This window comes from Kitasatospora albolonga (genome assembly GCA_002082585.1).
Lineage (GTDB): Bacteria > Actinomycetota > Actinomycetes > Streptomycetales > Streptomycetaceae > Streptomyces > Streptomyces stephensoniae.
The window spans coordinates 3,128,323-3,144,824 of record CP020563.1; the positions used below are offsets into that span (position 1 = coordinate 3,128,323).

At 71.9% G+C, this 16,502-nt stretch carries 20 protein-coding genes; 10 read left to right on the forward strand and 10 right to left on the reverse strand.

Annotated elements, in window-relative coordinates:
- From B7C62_13475 to B7C62_13485, 3 genes are all read left to right on the forward strand, one after another.
- Positions 1-720 carry a hypothetical protein gene (locus tag B7C62_13475; GenBank protein ARF73167.1) on the forward strand — a complete coding sequence of 240 codons (720 nt, stop codon included), beginning with the start codon at positions 1-3 and terminating at the stop codon, positions 718-720.
- A gap of 330 nt (positions 721-1,050) precedes the next feature.
- Positions 1,051-1,908 carry a transcriptional regulator gene (locus B7C62_13480; GenBank protein ID ARF73168.1) on the forward strand — a complete coding sequence of 286 codons (858 nt, stop codon included), beginning with the start codon at positions 1,051-1,053 and terminating at the stop codon, positions 1,906-1,908.
- Between the two features lie 342 nt (positions 1,909-2,250).
- Complete coding sequence (locus B7C62_13485; protein ID ARF73169.1) at positions 2,251-2,457, forward strand: DUF397 domain-containing protein; 207 nt, start codon at positions 2,251-2,253, stop codon at positions 2,455-2,457.
- A 194-nt stretch (positions 2,458-2,651) separates the two neighbouring features.
- Here B7C62_13485 and B7C62_13490 read toward each other — a convergent pair whose 3' ends face one another.
- Positions 2,652-3,500, reverse strand: a complete 849-nt coding sequence (locus tag B7C62_13490; GenBank protein ARF73170.1) for a hypothetical protein — start codon at positions 3,498-3,500, stop codon at positions 2,652-2,654.
- Between the two features lie 90 nt (positions 3,501-3,590).
- Here B7C62_13490 and B7C62_13495 point away from each other — a divergent pair, with 90 nt between their 5' ends.
- Positions 3,591-4,373 carry a short-chain dehydrogenase gene (locus B7C62_13495; GenBank protein ARF73171.1) on the forward strand — a complete coding sequence of 261 codons (783 nt, stop codon included), beginning with the start codon at positions 3,591-3,593 and terminating at the stop codon, positions 4,371-4,373.
- 93 nt (positions 4,374-4,466) lie between these two features.
- Here B7C62_13495 and B7C62_13500 read toward each other — a convergent pair whose 3' ends face one another.
- From B7C62_13500 to B7C62_13510, 3 genes are all read right to left on the reverse strand, one after another.
- Positions 4,467-5,585 (reverse strand): ADP-ribosylglycohydrolase, encoded by a 1,119-nt coding sequence (locus B7C62_13500; protein ARF73172.1) that lies wholly within the window; start codon positions 5,583-5,585, stop codon positions 4,467-4,469.
- A 156-nt stretch (positions 5,586-5,741) separates the two neighbouring features.
- A complete protein-coding gene (locus tag B7C62_13505; protein ID ARF77143.1) occupies positions 5,742-6,419 on the reverse strand; it encodes a hypothetical protein in 678 nt (225 codons plus the stop codon).
- 24 nt (positions 6,420-6,443) lie between these two features.
- Positions 6,444-6,740 carry a sulfatase gene (locus B7C62_13510; GenBank protein ID ARF73173.1) on the reverse strand — a complete coding sequence of 99 codons (297 nt, stop codon included), beginning with the start codon at positions 6,738-6,740 and terminating at the stop codon, positions 6,444-6,446.
- Between the two features lie 141 nt (positions 6,741-6,881).
- On the opposite strand from B7C62_13510, the gene B7C62_13515 reads away from it, so the two are divergent.
- The 5 genes from B7C62_13515 (at position 6,882) to B7C62_13535 (ending at position 9,524) form a co-directional block, all read left to right on the forward strand.
- Positions 6,882-7,715: a transcriptional regulator gene (locus B7C62_13515; protein ID ARF73174.1), complete on the forward strand. Its 834-nt coding sequence runs from the start codon at positions 6,882-6,884 to the stop codon at positions 7,713-7,715.
- Positions 7,712-7,912, forward strand: coding sequence for a DUF397 domain-containing protein (locus B7C62_13520; GenBank protein ARF73175.1), 201 nt, complete (start codon positions 7,712-7,714; stop codon positions 7,910-7,912). The genes B7C62_13515 and B7C62_13520 overlap by 4 nt, the downstream gene beginning before the upstream one ends.
- A 5-nt stretch (positions 7,913-7,917) precedes the next feature.
- Complete coding sequence (locus B7C62_13525) at positions 7,918-8,115, forward strand: DUF397 domain-containing protein (protein ID ARF73176.1); 198 nt, start codon at positions 7,918-7,920, stop codon at positions 8,113-8,115.
- A 126-nt stretch (positions 8,116-8,241) separates the two neighbouring features.
- Positions 8,242-8,832 (forward strand): hypothetical protein, encoded by a 591-nt coding sequence (locus B7C62_13530; protein ID ARF73177.1) that lies wholly within the window; start codon positions 8,242-8,244, stop codon positions 8,830-8,832.
- Between the two features lie 98 nt (positions 8,833-8,930).
- Positions 8,931-9,524, forward strand: a complete 594-nt coding sequence (locus B7C62_13535) for a hypothetical protein (GenBank protein ARF77144.1) — start codon at positions 8,931-8,933, stop codon at positions 9,522-9,524.
- Between the two features lie 21 nt (positions 9,525-9,545).
- On the opposite strand, the gene B7C62_13540 is transcribed toward B7C62_13535, so the two are convergent.
- The 4 genes from B7C62_13540 to B7C62_13555 all read right to left on the reverse strand — a co-directional run bounded on the left by B7C62_13540 (position 9,546) and on the right by B7C62_13555 (position 13,187).
- A complete protein-coding gene (locus B7C62_13540; GenBank protein ARF73178.1) occupies positions 9,546-9,755 on the reverse strand; it encodes a transcriptional regulator in 210 nt (69 codons plus the stop codon).
- Positions 9,755-10,252 carry a hypothetical protein gene (locus B7C62_13545; protein ARF73179.1) on the reverse strand — a complete coding sequence of 166 codons (498 nt, stop codon included), beginning with the start codon at positions 10,250-10,252 and terminating at the stop codon, positions 9,755-9,757. The genes B7C62_13540 and B7C62_13545 overlap by 1 nt, the downstream gene beginning before the upstream one ends.
- A 159-nt stretch (positions 10,253-10,411) precedes the next feature.
- Complete coding sequence (locus tag B7C62_13550; GenBank protein ARF73180.1) at positions 10,412-11,761, reverse strand: MFS transporter; 1,350 nt, start codon at positions 11,759-11,761, stop codon at positions 10,412-10,414.
- A 49-nt stretch (positions 11,762-11,810) separates the two neighbouring features.
- Positions 11,811-13,187: an FAD-dependent oxygenase gene (locus tag B7C62_13555; protein ID ARF73181.1), complete on the reverse strand. Its 1,377-nt coding sequence runs from the start codon at positions 13,185-13,187 to the stop codon at positions 11,811-11,813.
- 256 nt (positions 13,188-13,443) lie between these two features.
- On the opposite strand from B7C62_13555, the gene B7C62_13560 reads away from it, so the two are divergent.
- Complete coding sequence (locus B7C62_13560) at positions 13,444-14,604, forward strand: helix-turn-helix transcriptional regulator (protein ID ARF73182.1); 1,161 nt, start codon at positions 13,444-13,446, stop codon at positions 14,602-14,604.
- A gap of 17 nt (positions 14,605-14,621) precedes the next feature.
- On the opposite strand, the gene B7C62_13565 is transcribed toward B7C62_13560, so the two are convergent.
- Positions 14,622-15,458 (reverse strand): hypothetical protein, encoded by an 837-nt coding sequence (locus tag B7C62_13565; protein ARF77145.1) that lies wholly within the window; start codon positions 15,456-15,458, stop codon positions 14,622-14,624.
- Positions 15,459-15,768: 310 nt separating this feature from the next.
- Entirely contained in the window at positions 15,769-16,377 is a 609-nt protein-coding gene (locus B7C62_13570; protein ARF73183.1) for a hypothetical protein, read from the reverse strand.
- Between the last annotated feature and the right edge of the window lie 125 nt (positions 16,378-16,502).

A 16,502-nucleotide genomic window follows, 5' to 3' on the forward strand; every position in this document is an offset into this window, starting at 1 on the left:
ATGGGCAGGAGCCGCAGAACAATCCCGGAGGAGCTTCTGTTGCTCGCTCTGGACCCGACCACGGGTACCACAGCGCAGCCGCAGTCGCTCGACCTCGGCCTGGCCGGGGCACAGCTAGTGGAGCTGGCTCTGGCAGGACGGATAGCCCCTGACGGGGATCGTATCGCCGTGGTGATGCCACGGCCGACAGGAGATCCGACACTGGACTCCGCACTGGAGCTGCTGCGCCGTCGTGGCAGCCCGGTCCGGGCGGTCCACTGGATCGGCGGACCCCGGCTGGGGCTCCGCCAGATCTATCTCGCTCATCTGGAGCGGTGCGGCATGGTTCATGCCGTGGCGGGCCAGATGTGCGGGGTGCTGCCGACGACTCGCTACCAGGCGACGGACACGGCGATCAGCCGGGACATCAGGGCCCGGCTGGACAGCGCGATCCGTACCGGCGTACCGCCGGACCCGCGGACCGCGGCGCTCGCCGCACTGGCCCACGCGGTCGGACTCGGCAAGCATCTGTACCCCGGGAACGAGGGGCGTTCATCGCGCTCCCGGCTCCGGGACCTGATCAGGCACGACCCCATGGGCGGCCTCGTGGCGCACGCCGTGATGGACGTCCAGAACGGTGTGGCGGTCCAGCCGCGCCGTACGCAGCAGGCAGCGGGCGTTCCGTTGCAGCCGCAAGCACAGGCACGCCGGGGCAGCATGGCGCACACCGCCGCGAGCTGACCCGGGGCGCCCGAGCGCCTGACCGGAACAGCAGGACCGCAGGGCCCGCGCAGAGGACCGCGCGGACAATCGCACACCGCCGTACCGTCGTCATCGGACCCGGTTCGGGAGCCGCACCACGCGCGGGGCAGCCGGTTTCGACCGGCTGCCCCGCGCGCTTGCACGCCGTAGCGCGCACCGGACCGCGCGCCGGTGCGTGCTCCGGTGCGCGGCCGGGGGCTTATACCGCACGCACCTGCTTGTGGCCGTTTCCCAGCGCGGCCGGGGCAAGGGGTGGCAATCTGCTGAGCAGTAGATACGCACAGCTACATAGCCGGAGGTGCACTTTCCGTGCCGTCCAACGTCAATCCCACAGTCAGGCGACGCAGGTTGGGCCAGGAACTGCGCCGCCTGCGCGAACTCAAAGGCATGACGGCCGAGGAGGTGGCGGAGCGTCTGCTGGTCTCGCAGTCGAAGATCAGCCGCCTGGAGAACGGCCGCCGTTCCATCAGCCAGCGCGATGTGCGTGACCTCTGCGGGGTGTACGAGGTCGAGGACGTCCGCATCGTCGACTCGCTGATGCAGATGGCCAAGGACTCGCGCCAGCAGGGCTGGTGGCACGCCTTCGGTGACATCCCGTACAGCGTCTACATCGGGCTGGAGACGGACGCGGAGTCCCTGCGGGTGTACGAGCCCCAGATGATCCCGGGCCTGCTCCAGACCCGGGCGTACGCCGAGGCGCTGATCAGCGGCGCGCTCCCCGAGGCCCCGCCCGCGGACATCGAGAAGCGCGTCAACGTACGGTCCCGGCGCCAGGACCGGGTCAACGCGCCGGAGAACCCGCTGCGGCTGTGGGCCGTGATCGACGAGTCGGCGCTGCGCCGGCGGGTCGGTGACAACCAGGTGATGATCGACCAGTTGGAACACCTCGTCGAGCAGTCGCACCTGCCGCATGTGACCGTCCAGGTGCTGCCGTTCGACATGGGGGCGCACCCCGGGATCAACGGGCAGTACGCGATCCTGGAGTTCCCGGACGCCGCGGACTCCAGCGTCGTCTACATCGAGGGCGTCACGAGCGATCTCTATCTGGAGAAGGCGAACGACGTACAGCGCTACAGCGTGATGTACGAGCACCTGCGGGCGCAGGCTCTGAACGTGGAGCAGACGCGGGAGTTCATCAGCAAGATCGCCAAGTCGTACACCAGCTGATCCGGTCGAGCAGGTCGATCCGGTCCAACAGGTCCAGCAGATCGGGCTGATCCACATCGGCCACCGATCGGTCACGACCGACCACCGGCTGAATCAGGTCACCTCGGCACCCCTTCCCTCGGGCGCCAAGAGGCACCGAACGAGCCCCCGAGCGTGCGGCGGCGGCACGATACACCGCTGCCGCCGCACGGCATAAGGGTTCCACGCAGAAAGTCACCCGGTCGAGTGAACGGCCATCTCATGGACGGAGCTTGGCGAGTAGCGTCGATCACGCCAATCGGAATTCGGAATCCGGTTGGCGCGACTCACCCGACTCGCTCGACTCTCTGAACCGGAGTGAACATGGCAATTCTTCAGGGTGCTACGGAAATGTGGACGAAGTCGTCGTACTCCGGGGGCAACGGCGCGTGCGTCGAGGTCAAGTCCCCGGTTGCCCTGTCCATCGCCGTGCGCGACTCGAAGGCCCCCGAGGGCCCCTCGCTCACCTTCGTCCCCGGTGCGTGGAACGCGTTCGTGCGCGATGTCGCCACCGGCTCGATCAACGCCTGACCGGACACCCGACGTCAACGCCTGACCGAACACCCGACGTCAACATCTGACCGGACGCCCGACGTCCGGGAATCGCCTGCCCGCAACGCAGGCCGCACCACCTGATGGAGCCCTCTCGACCGGTTCGCCGTCCTGGCCGAGGGGGCTCGGCACGCCACCCCCGCCCCCTCACCCTCCACCCCGCCCGGCGGCGCTCACCTCAACCGGTCGACGTACCGATCGGTCCCCGGCACGGTCGGGATGAACGGCGCGACCAGCTCCACCCGCCCCAGCCCCGTCTCCGCGACCGCCGCGTCGAGCCCCGTGAAGTGCCCTTCCCAGCAGGCGCGCGGGTCCTCCTGGAGGAACCACAGCAGCGTCAGCCGGGTCCCGACCCCCTCGACCTGCTTCACGTACGTCATCCGGTCACCGGGCAGGGGCGTCGGCCGGAAGACGGTCACCATCGCCGCCGGTGACCCCTTCAGCCGCTTCGGCAGATGCCGGGCGCGCAGCCACTCCAGCAGCTCCCCCCGCCGCTCGGGCCCCTCCGCGTCGACGACCTGGAGGACGAGGCCCGCGTACGGGTGGTCGAGCGCGTGGATGTCCCGGGGTCCGGCGGCCCCGTCGCGGTAGACGGTGGCCTCGTGGTCCTGGAACGCCGTGAAGACATGGGTCCGGTCCTGATAGACCCGGCCGTCCCGGTTGAGCCGCTTGTTGATGGCGACGGTCCACTTCATGTGGTCGTCGTAGCGCCCCTCGGTCACCCAGTACGTCGACAGGTAGCACCCCGTCCCCACCGGCCGGGCGACCGCCGACTCCTTCGGGTAGCGCAGCTCCTGGAGGTCCTTGGTGGCCACCCAGCGCCGCCCGGCGGACATCCACGGCATGGCCATGGCGCCCGCGTAGTAGTGGTCGTCCTCGTACCAGCGGTTGTACGCGTACTCGTGGCCCGGATGCGGTTCGACCATGGTGATCAGGGCGTGCCCGGGCCGCACTCCGTACGGCCCCACCGCCGCCAGCTCGGCATAACCGGCACTCCACGTTTCCTCGCGTTCGTCCGCCATCTCCCGTACCTCCTCGCCCTTCCATCGGCCCCTGCGGGCACCTACTCTGACGATCCGTCAGAAAAACGTCCAGGGCCGGGAGGCGCCGAGATGCTGCTAGCGGGGAAGACCGTCGTCGTGTCGGGCGTCGGAGCGGGGCTCGGCCACCGGGTCGCGGAGACCGTCGTACGGGACGGGGGCCGCGCGGTGCTCGGAGCCCGTACGGCGGCGAACCTCGCGAAGAGCGCGGCGGAGATCGACCCCGGCGGCCGGCACACCGCCCACCTCCCGACCGACATCACCGACGAGAGCCAGTGCGAGGCGCTGGCGGCCCTGGCGGTCGAGCGGTTCGGCGGGATCGACGCGGTGGTCCATGTGGCCGCCTGGGACAGCTACTTCGGCGGAGTCGAGGACGCCGACTTCACCACCTGGCAGTCGGTCCTCGACGTGAACCTCCTGGGCACGCTCCGGATGACCCGGGCCTGCCTGCCCGCCCTCAAGGAGCGCGGCGGCTCGGTGGTGGTGATCGGCACGCAGTCGGCGGTGGCGGCGCCCTCCCAGGTGCGGCAGGCGGCGTACGCGGCGTCCAAGGGGGCGCTCACCTCCGCGATGTACTCCCTGGCAAGGGAGTTGGGCCCGCACCGCATCCGGGTCAACACGGTCCTGCCGGGCTGGATGTGGGGCCCGCCGGTCCAGGCGTACGTCCAGTTCACCGCGCACACCGAAGGCGTACCGGAGTCCGAGGTGCTGGCCCGGCTCACCGAGCGGATGGCCCTGCCGGAGCTGGCCACGGACGGGGACGTGGCGGAGGCGGTCGCGTTCCTGGCCTCCGACCGGGCGCGGGCGATCACCGGCCAGTCGCTGCTGGTCAACGCGGGCGAGCTGATGCGGTGAGGCACTGACGCACTGACGGACCGCGTGTGAACATCCCTGCCACAGCCCCCGCTTCACACCCCGCGCGTGAACACCCCCACCACAGCCCCCGCTTCACGCCCCGCGCGGGTAGCGGGCGAGCCAGCCCGGGGCGGCGGCCGTGGGGCTGTGCAGGGCAGGCCCCTGGGTCATCTCCATGGCGAAGTCGTCGGCCAGTTCGAGGAGGGTGGGCCGCCCCTCCAGCTCCGCGAGCCAGGCGGGCGGCAGCGCGGTCTCCCCGTGCAGCGCGCCCAGCAGCGCCCCGCAGACGGACCCGGTGGCCCGGGACGGCCCCCCGTGGTTCACGGCGAGCCGCAGCCCGTGCCGTACGTCCTCGCTGACCAGCGCGGCGTACACGGCACCGGCGAGCACCTCCTCGGCGGCGTCGCTCGCGCCCAGCGCCTCGATGAGGGCGGGGCCGGGGATGCCCTGCCGTACCGACCCGAGGGCCTGTTGCAGGGCCTCGGCCACCGGCTCGTGGCCGGGGCGCTCGGCGAGCAGGGCCAGGACGTGCTGGACGGAACCGTCCAGGGTCTCCCCGCGCGCCAGCCCGTGCACGAGTACGGCGAAGGCTCCGGCGGCCAGCTGGGCGACGGGGTGGCCGTGGGTCTGGGCCGCGCACTCGACGGCGAGCTGGAGCACGAGTTGCGGCTCCCACCCCACGAGCAGCCCGAACGGCGCGGACCGGGTCAGCGCGCCCGCGTCCCGGGCGGCGGGGTTCTTGGGCCGCTCCAGGGTCCCCATGACACTGTCGCCGAAGCCGCCCAGGCACTCCCGGGTGGGCTCGCGGCGGGCGTAGAGCCACTCCTCGGCGGCCAGCCACCCGTTGTCCTTGCGTCGCTCGTCGGGCCCCCAGTCGTGCTGGGTGGCGGCCCAGCGCAGATGGGCCCGGTGGACGTCGGTGGGCGGGTGCCAGGCGCCGGTGTCGCGGCGGACCTGGGCGCGGATCAGCCCGTCCACGGTGAACAGGGTGAGCTGGGTGAGCGCGGTGACGGCCCCGCGTCTGCCGTGCGCGGGAACGTAGTCGGTGACCCCTTCGGGCCCGTGCGCCGCCCGGATCTCCTCCAGCGCGAGCCCGCTGACCCCGGCCCCGAGCGCGTCCCCGATGGCCCCGCCGAGCAGGGCCCCGCGGACCCGGCTGCGGAAGTCCTGCTGCTCGGCCCGGCCCCAGACCGCCGTGGTCCCTGTACTCACCCCGCCCCCTCCCCGACACCGCGTACGCATGTGCGGGCCTCTGCGGGCGACCGCGCAAGCACTGTAATGGAACGGGAACGGGCGGCCGAGGGGGTGACCGGGGTACGTACGGGTATGTCGACGGACGTCCCGCAGGTCGTTTTTGACCGGGGAATGTCAGCCCGGGGCCCCGTTCCGGCCCGGCCGGAACGTCTCCCCTTCCGTGCCGAACGGCCGGTCCCTGTCCCCCGGCGGCCGACCGGGGCGCACCTGGCCCGCCACGGCGGTGAGCACGGCGTCGGCCAGCTCCTCCGGCGTCCGCCCGCCACCGGCATAGACCCGGGCCAGGCCGAGCGCCTCGACGGCCTCCAGCATCAGTTCCTGGTAGCGGCCGGTGCGGGCCAGGAACCGGTCCATGAGCAGCCGCTCCCCCTCCGTGGCCTGGGCATAGCGCCCCGCTGTCCGCACCCGGTCGCGTACGACCACGGCATCGGCGGTCAGCCACACGGCGGCCGTACGGGGCACGGCGAGCCGGGCCACCCGCTCGGGCCGGAGCGCCGAACCCTCCAGGACCAGGCCCGGGCCGGCGCCCCGGACGCGGGCGGTGATCAGCTCCTCGATGCGCGGCCAGAGCCGTTCGTAGTGGGCGAGGACGGAGGCGAGGAGTTCGTCGGTGGTCAAGGTCGCGTAGTGCTCGGCGACATGGGGCGGCACCTCGTGGTCCGGGGTGCGCCAGGGCCGGCCCGGATGCCGGGCCAGCCCGTCCGTGGAGCGGTGCTCGAACCCGAGCCGATCCGCGACCGCCGCAGCGACGGTCGACTTCCCGGTGTTCGACGTCCCGCCGATCAGCACCACCCGCACATCACGCATGTCCCGACCCTACGACTCCCCCACCGCCCCCAGCCGCCGCCCCCGGCTGTGCGCGACGAGCAGCACGTCCCGCAGGGACAGCACGGCCTGCGTCAGCGCGAACCGTAGGGCGACCTCCCCGGCCACCTGGTCCGCCAGTACCTCCTGCGCCCCCTCCAGCACGACGTTGCCGCACTCGATCTGCTCCTCCTCCACCTTGTCGGCGAGGCGGGAGACCCGGCTGTCGGGGTCGCTGGTGCTCAGATAGCAGGGCTTGCCTTCGGGGGACCTCCAGGGGAGGAGGCGGAGCTGCGAGGTCTCGATCATGTCGGCGTCCTTGGCGTGTGGGGGTCGCGTGACCCTGACGGGTGGCGATTACCGTTCGTGCCCCCATCGTCACGGCCGCCGCCCTACGCTCGACAGAGGCACGCGATTGCCTGTGCACAGGACAACGGCAAGGGGTCGGGGATGACCGAAGTCGCGGAAGTGGAAGTCGAAGCGGAGTCCGGGCGGGCGGCGTTGGGGCGCGCGCTGAAGTTCTTACGGGAGCAGGCGGGGCTGTCGCTCGGCCAGCTCGCGGAGAAGACCCGCTACGACAAGAGCTACTTGTACCGCCTGGAGACAGGCAAACGGCTCTCGAAGCTCGCAGTGATGGAGGACCTGGACCGGTTCTACAAGACGGGCGGGCTGCTGGTCGAGCTGTGGAAGGTGGCGCGGAGGGAGGTCTTCAAGGACAAGTACAAGGAGTTCATGCGGCTGGAGTTCGGGGCCCGCATCATGCACAAGTACGCTCTCGGGATTCCTGGGTTGCTCCAGACCGAGGACGTGGCTCGCGCCCTGTTGTCCGGCGACCAGGAAACAGAGAGCGAGGCCGAGTCGGTCGAAGAGCAGGTGATAGCGCGCCTGGGCCGTCAGCAGTTGCTCTACCGCAACCCGGCTCCGACCGTCCGGATCATCATGGACGAGTACGGGCTGCGGCGTCAGGTGGGCAGCGCGAAGGTGTGGGAAGCGCAGCTGGAGCACTTGATCGCGGTTGCGGAGTTGCCGATGGTCACGCTTCAGGTGCTGCCGTTCTCGGCCGGGGCGCATCACCTGATGAACGGCTCCCTTACCCTCCTGTGGCAGGAGGACGGGAGCGCCGTTGCCTATGTGGAAGGCAATCAGTGCTCCGAGTTGCTGGAAGATCCGGAAGACGTCACGCGTGCCCGGCTGTCCTACGATCGGGCACGGGATCGGTCGCTGCCCCCGCCCGACTCCATCGCGTTCATCAGGGGCGTCCTGAAGGAGTTCAGAGGATCATGAAGCGCACGCCCGACCTCTCGACCGCAACCTGGCGCAAGTCCAGCTACAGCGACGGGGGCGACAACAACTGCGTCGAGATCGCGGACGGCTACCCCGGCCTGGTCCCCGTGCGCGACAGCAAGGTCCCCGCTGGACCCGCGCTCGTGATCGCCGCGCCCGCCTGGACCACCTTCATCGACAACGTACGGAAGGGATAGCGCTTGTGACCGCACCCGACCTCTCCACCGCGACCTGGCGCAAGTCCAGCTACAGCGACGGGGGCGACAACAACTGCATCGAGGTGGCCGACGGCTACCCCGGCCTCGTCCCCGTACGCGACAGCAAGACCCCCACCGGCCCCGCCCTCCTCATCACCGCCCCCGCCTGGGCGGCGTTCGTGGAGTTCGCGGCCGGGGCCTGAACCCGTCGGCGTACGCCCCAGGGCCCGCGTCCCCGTCCTCACCGGGCAGGGCGCGGGCCCTCACGCGCGCACGGCTGCGCGCAATTCGGGTGGCGGGCGGGCATGAGGCGGTGTGAGAGTGCGGGCATGGGCAACTCCGTGGCGTACCCCGTTCTCCGTACCACCGACACGGCCGAGGCGTACGCGCAGGCTGTGCGCCTCTGCGGGCTGCTGGAGGAGCGCGACGACGAAGTCGTACTCCATGCCGAGCTGTTCACCGTCGAGGACGTGCGCAGGATGGCCGCCGTGCTGCCGGAGGGGCCGTTCGACTATCTGGAGAGCCGCCGCGACCCGGCTACGGGCGACTTCGCGGATTTCGACCTCGACGTGAGCACGGCGGGCGATGCCGCGCTGGAGGCAGAGCTGCCGCTGTCGGTGATGGCTGAAGCGCCGCTCGGGACGGTGGAGGAACGCTTCGTGCGGGCGCTCGGCCGAGGCGTGGCGGGCATCGACTGGGAGGGCCGGTGGCCGGACGAGCCGGAGTTCGACTCGTACGGCCACGCGACGTACGACGGTGTGAGCATCGCGTTCAACGGGGACACGGCCGCGTGGGGCGAACGGGCGGACCACCACACGGTGTTCGTGCATGTGGACAAGTACGGCGACCTCTCTCGCGCCGAACGCCTCGCCGCGTCCATCGGCAGTGCGGTGCTGGGAGCGGCGCAGCGCGGCTGGTGAGAAGGTTGCCCCCTCCCGCGAGCCCCCCGCCTCTACTCAACCGCTCCTGAGTACGCGCGCTCATGATCGCGCGGCGTCCGCTTCCTACCGTGGACGTCATGGACACGGAAGAAGCGACCACCGCAGCAAAGACGCCACCCGCCGCCGACGGCTCGCGGTGGTTCTACGGCTGCTCGATCGCGGTGGTCGCCCTCTTCGCGCTGTTCGCGCTCGCGGCGCACGCGGTGACGGAGTTCGAGAAGAGCCTCGACGGCGACGGGCAGATGGAGCAGCCCGGCCGGTCGGGCAGCGCGTACGAACCGCTCGGGCCCGGTGCGACGGCCCGGTACGAGGACGGGCTGCGGGTCACCGTCAGCGTCCCCGAGGCCCACGACGACGGCACCTACAGCCTCACCGTGACCTACGAGAACGGCACCGACGAGGAGCTGGCCCTCGACGGAGACCCGTACTCCACGCCCCTCGCCGTCCGGGCCGGTGAGGCCCACGACGAGTACGCCACCGGCTACACCGTGCGGCAGTTGGACGGCGACGAGGCCGCCGCCGCCCTCGCACCGCCCCTCGGCGAGGACGACGAACGCACCGTCCCCCTCCGTCTCAAGCCGTCCCGGAAGGGCATTCCGGTCACGGTGGAGGTCACGCCCCCGGACACCGGCTACCGGGAAACAGCCCACTTCCAGCTCACCCTGGGCTGACCGCCGGGGCCGGTACGGCCGTCACTCGTCGGGGACGTACCGCAGTACGTCACCGGGCTGGCACTCCAGTACGCGGCAGATCGCCTCCAGCGTCGCGAACCGCACCGCCTTCGCCCGGCCGTTCTTCAGGACGGCGACATTGGCCGGAGTGATACCGACCGCCACCGCGAACTCGCCCACCGACATGTGCCGTTCGGCCAGCAGAACGTCGATGTCGACCACGATCGCCATCAGATGACCTCGGCAAGTTCCGTCTGCATCTCCGTCGCCTTGCCGAGCAACGTCCGCATGATGACGACGAGCATCGAGAACGCCGCCCCCACCGCCACGCACGCCAGGGCGGCGAGCAGCGCGCCCTCCGCGTCCATGCCGTCGTCGGGCGACGGGATGGTGGCGAAGGTCAGGTGCACCGCCGCCCCCAGGGCGATCACGGTGGCCACCGTGGCCGCACCGATGATCATGTCGACCCAACGGAAGGCGGAGCGCGTGAAGATGGCGTTCCGCTCGACCATCGAGAGCAGCATCCAGGTCGCGCCCAGGGCGACCTGGACACAGGCGACGCCGAGGATCGACGCGATGACGTAGGGCAGGGCGTAGGGCTCGTACGGAGGGAAGAGGTCCACCTCGTCGGCCGCCACCGTCGGGATGATGACGGCCTGGGCAAAGAGGCCGAAGAGGACCGCTGCCGCGATACCGATACGGAGGATGCCCACCAGAAGACTATGCATCTATCGATTTTCGATCGATAGCTATCGAAAGTCAATAGATTCCGTGACCGTACGGTGCCGTCCCACGGCCAGTCCGTTCTGCGCGGCAGCGCGGGGGTGCGGATCGGGGTGTCCCCGCGCGACTACCGGCGGGCCTTCCCTCTGGCGTAACGGGCTTCGTCAGCGCGGCACTTGGGGCCGGGGCAGGGTGAAGGCGGTCAGGGCGGCGACCAGCGGGAACAGCGCCACGGCGGCCAGGGCCGTGGACAGGGGCAGGGACCTCGCCAGGGCCCCCACCGCCGCGCTGCCGATGCCGCCGCCGACGAAGAACGTGAGGTTGAGCAGGCCCATCGCACCGCCGCGCCGGGCCGGTTCGATGTGTGCCGCCATCAGCGCGGTGGTGAAGACCTGGGTCACGGAGAACGCGGCGAACCCGAGGGAGGCCCCGAGAACCGGCAGAAGGACTCCCGGGGCCGCGGGCCCGGCGGCGAGGGCCGCCGCGAAGGCGAGGGAGACCGCGCCGAGGAGCCGGTTCCCGTGGTCGCCCGCCGTGAGCCGGCCGGCCAGCCGGGAGAGTACGGCCCCGGCGACCGCGCCGGGCAGCAGCCAGACCCCGACGGACAGCACGCTCCAGCCGTGGTCGCGCACAAGGAGCTGGGGCACGGCGTACATCGCGGCGAACAGACCTCCGTACACCCCGATACCGATGGCGGCGGCCCGCAGGAAGACCCGGTCCGTGACGAGCGCGCGGGGGACGAAGGACGGCTCGTGGGTACGGACGCGCCAGGTCAGACCGGCCGCCGAGAGGAGCAGCACGAGGGCGGCGGCGGTCACGAGCGGGGGGCTCAGCGCGAGCGCCGTGGACTGGATCAGGACGAGGAACGCCGAGACGGCCAGCGTCAGCAGCCCGGCTCCCGGCAGATCCAGGGGCCTGCCCCGGTTGCCGGGCTTCGGTGCGGCGGGCAGGCAGAACGGGACGGCCAGGAGGGAGAGTACGGGCAGGACCAGGGCGAGCCGCCAGCTCAGCCACGCGGTGAGGACGCCGCCCGCGAGGGTCGCCCCGGCCGAGAAGACCGCCATCGTCGCGCCGAACCCCGCGAGCACCCGGGGCCGTACGGCCGGTGGGGCGGAAGCGGTCAGCGCCATGGCACCGGCCGCCATCGCGCCGGAGCCCGCGGCCTGGACGAAGCGGCCCGCGACCAGGACGCCGAGGCCGGGCGCGAGGAGGCACACGAGTGCGCCGACGCCCAGCGTCAGGGAGCCGATGAGGAGGGTGGCGCGTACGCCGCGGGTGTCGGCGAGACGTCCGGCCAGCGCGGTGCCGACGCCCAGGGCGAGGGCGTGCGCGGTCAGCACCCAGGCGGTGGCGGCGGGCGGGGAGCCGAGGGCGGACGCCACGGCCGGGAGGGCGACCCCGGCGGCGGTGACACCGAAGACGACCGGGCCGAACAGGGCACCGTAACGCAGCCCGGCGGAACGGGATTCCGCGTCGGTGCCCGGCGCGCTCGGGGCAGCTTCACAGGAGGTCATGTCGATCCGATCAAAAGGAGAAAGGAGGAAGGGAAGAGGAGAGGGAGAGCTATGCGCGCGGGGCGATGTTGTGGTTGAGCCGGAAGACGTTCCCGGGGTCGAACTCGGCCTTCACCCGGGCCAGTCGGGCTACCGTCCCCGGGTCGAAGCACTCCTCCGCCGCCCCCGCCGTGTCCTCGCCCGCGAGGAAGTTCAGATAGCGGCGGCCCGTGCCCCACGGCTCCATCGCCCGCAGCACCGCATCGGGCGTGCCGGGGGGCGAGAGCGTGGTGAGGGTGTACGAACCGTCCCTGGAACCAACCGCGTTGGGCACTTCGGCGGGCCTCAGGAGCGCACCGCCCAGGTGGCGCAGCTCGACCATCAGGTCGCCGCAGGACGAACCGGCACCGGCCGCCCGCAGGAGTGTGTCCAGCGCGTCGGCACTCAACTCCCGCAGCACGATGTTGCGTTCGTGGTACGGCAACGGGTGCGTGGGGTCCTGGTGGATGTCGGCGACCTCCGCGTACGGCATCTCGGCGACCGTGTCCGCCAGGGCCGTACCGCTCGCGCGCAGCGGACGGACGAGCCGCTCCCCCTCCTCGGTCCCGCCCGTGAAGGCGATCCGCACATGCGCGGTGAGCCTGCCCCGGAGGAGCTCCGGCACGTCCGGGGCGTCCGGCAGCCGCAGCAGCGCCACGGAAGAGGTCATCTCCTCCGGGACGGTCGCCGTCCACCGCCGCCAGGCGTCCAGGACCCGGCCCGCCTGCTCCCCGGGGAAGCGGAGCCCGCCGCCGTAGAGCCTCCGGACCGGCACCAGGCCGAACCGGAGGCGGGTGACGATGCCGAAGTTCCCCTTGCCGCCGCGCAACGCCCAGAACAGGTCCGGGTGGCGGTCGCGGGTGACCTGGCGGAGGGCACCGTCGGCCGTGACGATCTCGATGCGCGTCACGAGGTCCGCCGCGTATCCGTACCGCCGTCCCAGCGGGCCGAGGCCGCCGCCCAGGGTGTAGCCGACCACCCCGACGAGGGGGGACGAGCCGTTGAGCGGGGCGAGTCCGTGGGCCGCCGCACGGGCGATGACCTGGTGCCACCGGGCTCCGGCCTCGACCTGGGCGGTACGGGTGAGAGGGTCGACGGTGACGGCGTTCATCCGGCGCGTGGAGACGAGAACCCCGCCGCGCGCGGGGGCGGCGGTCCCGTGGCCGGTCGCCTGGACGCCCACGGGGAGGCCCAGCTGCGCGGCGAAGGAGACGGCGGCGCGTACGTCGGCGGTAGCGCGGGCGGCGACGACCACGTGGGGGCGGTGGTCGGCGAGCCCGATCCGGTTGAACCCCGCGAGCTCCTCCTCGTACCCCGCGTCCTCGGGGGCGAGGACCTCGCCCCGGACCTGGGCGACGAGGCGGCTGAGAGCCCGGTCGAGGGCGCTGTGCCGCTGCACCGGGCCCACCGGGTCGACTGGGTCCACCGGGTCTATTGGGTGCACCGGCCCCACCGCTCGTCCCACCGCTCGTCCTGCCGTCCGTTCCGTCACGATCGCGTCCTTCCTCGGTTCCGTACGGCGGCCCGGGGACGCGCCGTCGCGGTGAGAAGCACTGTTCTCCCGCGAAGGGCGCTCTCCCATCCCCCGGCCGGGGGGCGGGGCCACGCCCCACCCCCTCGGATGAGGGGTTGGCCGGAGGCACGGGCCCTGGGAGAGTCGTCGGATGACCCGTTCGACACTCCCCCGGACCGGCACCGGCCGCGCGGAACTGCTCTCCCGGGCGGCGAAGGCCACGGACGCGCTCGGCCTGTTCGCCGGGGCTTCGGACCGGCTGCGGCGGCTCGTTCCGTACGACGCGGCCGTGTGGCGCGTCACCGATCCCGTGACCGGCCTGATGACCGCGCCGATCCGGGCGGAGAACCTGGACGAGGGCGGCTGTGCCGTGTACTGGGAAGCCGAACTGTTCACCGACAACGTCAACTTGTTCCGCGATCTGGCCCGGGCCCCGGTGCCGGTGGCCGGGTTGCGGCGGGCCACCGGCGATCTGCCCGCCCGCAGCACGCTCTACGAGTCCTTCATGCGCCCGCGCGGGCTCGGGGACGAACTCCGGGCGGTCCTGCGCGTCGGAGGGCGACCGCAGGGGCACATCAGCCTGTTCCGGGCCGAGGGGCGGGCGGCCTTCGGCGACGCGGAGGTGGCGCTGATCGCGTCCCTGGTCACGCCGCTCGCCGGGCGGCTGCGGTCGTTCGCGGAGCCCCCGGCGCCGCCGCCGGACGGCGCGCCCTCAGCGGCCTCCTCCGGCTCTCCGTACGGCCCCGGTCCCGGCCTGCTTCTGTTCGGGCCCGGAGGGGCGCTGCTGTCGGTCAACGACGACGCCCTGGCCTACCTGGACGCCCTGCCGGAAGGGCCTGCCGTGCCCTCGCCCCAGGGGGTGCGTGTACCGGCGTGGGTGCGGGCGAGCGCGATGAAGGCCCGGGCGGTCGCCGAGGGCCGGGACCGGGGGCCGGTACGGGCGCGGGTGCGTGACCGGGCGGGCCGCTGGCTGGTCTGCCACGCCTCCTGCCTGCGCGAGGCGGACGGCGGTCCGGGCGCTTCGGCGGTGGTGATCGAGCCCGCGAAGAGCTCGGAGATCGTTCCGCTCATCGTGGACGCGTACGGGCTCACCGACCGGGAGACGGAGGTGACCCAGTACATCGCGCGCGGCCTGCCCACCGGGGAGATCGCCGCGCTGCTGCACCTGTCGCCGCACACGGTCCGGGACCACATCAAGGCGGTCTTCGAGAAGGTCGGCGTCTCCAGCAGGGGCGCGCTGGTGGGCCGGCTGTTCACCGAGTACTACGCGCCCCCGGCCGAGCGGAACATCACCCGCGTCCGCCACGACTGACCACCCGGCCCCGGCCCTCAGCCCCAGGGGTCGAAGGGGATTCCGGCGGGCTTGGAGCTGTTGAGGAGGTTGCGGAAGCGGTTGTCCTTGTCGGTGACCTTGATGGTGGCGGCTCCGAAGTCGGCGTTCATGAGCCGGTCGCGCAGGGCGGTGCTGGGGAAGCCGTTCCAGTCGACGATCGGGGGGTAGCGCCAGGTGCCGTAGTGGTTCTCGGGCGGCTCGTCGTTGTTGTTGGCGAGGCGGAAGAAGTGCGTGCTCGCCCCGTCCTTGTGGTAGACGACCTTGGGGTGCGACCCGTCGAACCGCACCTGGGAGCGCGGGTAGGTCTTGACCGTGCGGTGCTGGGTGGTCGAGACGTAATCCACCTGGTTCGCCGCCTGGTTGACCCAGGAGACGACATGCTCGAAGTCATGCCGGTGACCGCCGAGACCGCTGCCGTGGACGGCCTGGTCCTTCTCGAAGTAGCTCGCGTAGACGATGCCGCACCACCCGTTGTTGCACAGGGAGCGGGCGTACGTCTGGGAGTTGTCCAGGTCCCACTTGTCCCGGCAGCTCCCGTTGATGGCACCGGTCGTCTTCAGCCCGAGGGCGAGCGTGCCGTCGGGACCGATGGCGGGGGTGGCGTAGCAGCCGTCACGGTCGTAGTCGAAGGCGGGCGAGAAGGACTGCTCGTACCCACCGGCGTTCTGGGGCAGGTGCTGCGGCGGGTCGGCGTGGGCGGCGGACGCGGTCCCGAGCACGAGGAGCGCGGCGGCGGCGAGGACGGTGGCGGTACGGGTGGCCGTGCGGCGGGCGGGGCGGATTGAGGCGGCGGCGGGCGCCGCCTCCGATGACTCTTCCGGCTCTTCGGGCAGGGGCGGGTTCTTCGGCACGGTCTCGTCTCCTCCTCACGGGACCCGTCCCCGCTCCGGCGCACCCGGGGCGTCCGGAGAGGGGGCGGATCACAGGGATGGCCGGGGCGGCTGCCCGTCCCGGCGTGTGTCACCTACCGCAGTCTGGAGGAAACCCCCGAAGTTTGTCCGTACACGGTCACCAATTTTCCCTGGCATCGGAGCGGCGTCGGGGCGGCGTCGGGGCGGCGTCGGGGCGGCGTCGGGGCGACAACGCGACGGCGACAGCAGGGCCCCGGCCGGGCCGGAGGCCGAGGAACCGGAGGCCAGGTACCTAGCGGCCGTCCACCTCGTACTGACCGGTCTCCACGAAGTAGCGCCGGTCCGCGTCCGTTCCTTCGAGCGCCTGGACTGCCGCCGCGCGCAGGGCGGGGCTGATGTCGGGCTTGGCCAGGAGCGTGAAGATGGCTACGCGGTCGTCCACGGCCTGGGCGGCCCAGCGGCCCGTCTCCAGGAAGTGGCGCCGGTCCGCGTCCGTCCCGTCGAGCGCCTTCCCGGCCGCCTCCTTCACCGTCCTGCCCGTCTTGGGGTCGGCCAGGATCGTGAGGATGGCGACACGGTCGTCCTCGGCCTGCGCGACCCAGCGACCGGTCTTCAGGAAGTCGAGCAGGTGCTGGACCGTTCCGCCTTCGAGCGCCTTCACGGCCTCCTGGCGGACGGCCCGGCCCGTGCTCTCGGCCTCCAGGATGCGGAAGACCTCGATCCGGAGTTCGTGCTCATCCATGTCGTCGTACGGGGAGTCCGCCGCCACGCCCGCGGACTGCGTCGTTGCGACGGTAACCGGTGAAGGCGCCGCAGAGGCGGCGGAGGCCGGGCCGGACAGGAGCAGTACCGGGGCCAGGGCGCCTGCGGTCACGGCCAGCGCCACTCGGGTCGATCTCACGTGGGAACCTACCTTGCTGTGAGGAATGGTCGGGTGGGTGCTGCACCGGCGGAACGGCTTACGGGCCACGGGATACCAGTTCCCCTTGCGCGTAAGGCGTTTGCCGGTGCGATCATCCTGTCAAC

Excerpts from the sequence above, each read along its gene's own strand:
- B7C62_13475 (ARF73167.1), top strand. The coding sequence starts at position 1 with ATGGGCAGGAGCCGCAGAACAATCCCGGAGGAGCTTCTGTTGCTCGCT.
- B7C62_13485 (ARF73169.1), top strand. The coding sequence starts at position 2,251 with ATGGCAATTCTTCAGGGTGCTACGGAAATGTGGACGAAGTCGTCGTAC.
- B7C62_13490 (ARF73170.1), bottom strand. The coding sequence starts at position 3,500 with ATGGCGGACGAACGCGAGGAAACGTGGAGTGCCGGTTATGCCGAGCTG.
- B7C62_13495 (ARF73171.1), top strand. The coding sequence starts at position 3,591 with ATGCTGCTAGCGGGGAAGACCGTCGTCGTGTCGGGCGTCGGAGCGGGG.
- B7C62_13510 (ARF73173.1), bottom strand. The coding sequence starts at position 6,740 with ATGATCGAGACCTCGCAGCTCCGCCTCCTCCCCTGGAGGTCCCCCGAA.
- B7C62_13515 (ARF73174.1), top strand. The coding sequence starts at position 6,882 with ATGACCGAAGTCGCGGAAGTGGAAGTCGAAGCGGAGTCCGGGCGGGCG.
- B7C62_13520 (ARF73175.1), top strand. The coding sequence starts at position 7,712 with ATGAAGCGCACGCCCGACCTCTCGACCGCAACCTGGCGCAAGTCCAGC.
- B7C62_13530 (ARF73177.1), top strand. The coding sequence starts at position 8,242 with ATGGGCAACTCCGTGGCGTACCCCGTTCTCCGTACCACCGACACGGCC.
- B7C62_13535 (ARF77144.1), top strand. The coding sequence starts at position 8,931 with ATGGACACGGAAGAAGCGACCACCGCAGCAAAGACGCCACCCGCCGCC.
- B7C62_13540 (ARF73178.1), bottom strand. The coding sequence starts at position 9,755 with ATGGCGATCGTGGTCGACATCGACGTTCTGCTGGCCGAACGGCACATG.
- B7C62_13545 (ARF73179.1), bottom strand. The coding sequence starts at position 10,252 with ATGCATAGTCTTCTGGTGGGCATCCTCCGTATCGGTATCGCGGCAGCG.
- B7C62_13550 (ARF73180.1), bottom strand. The coding sequence starts at position 11,761 with ATGACCTCCTGTGAAGCTGCCCCGAGCGCGCCGGGCACCGACGCGGAA.
- B7C62_13560 (ARF73182.1), top strand. The coding sequence starts at position 13,444 with ATGACCCGTTCGACACTCCCCCGGACCGGCACCGGCCGCGCGGAACTG.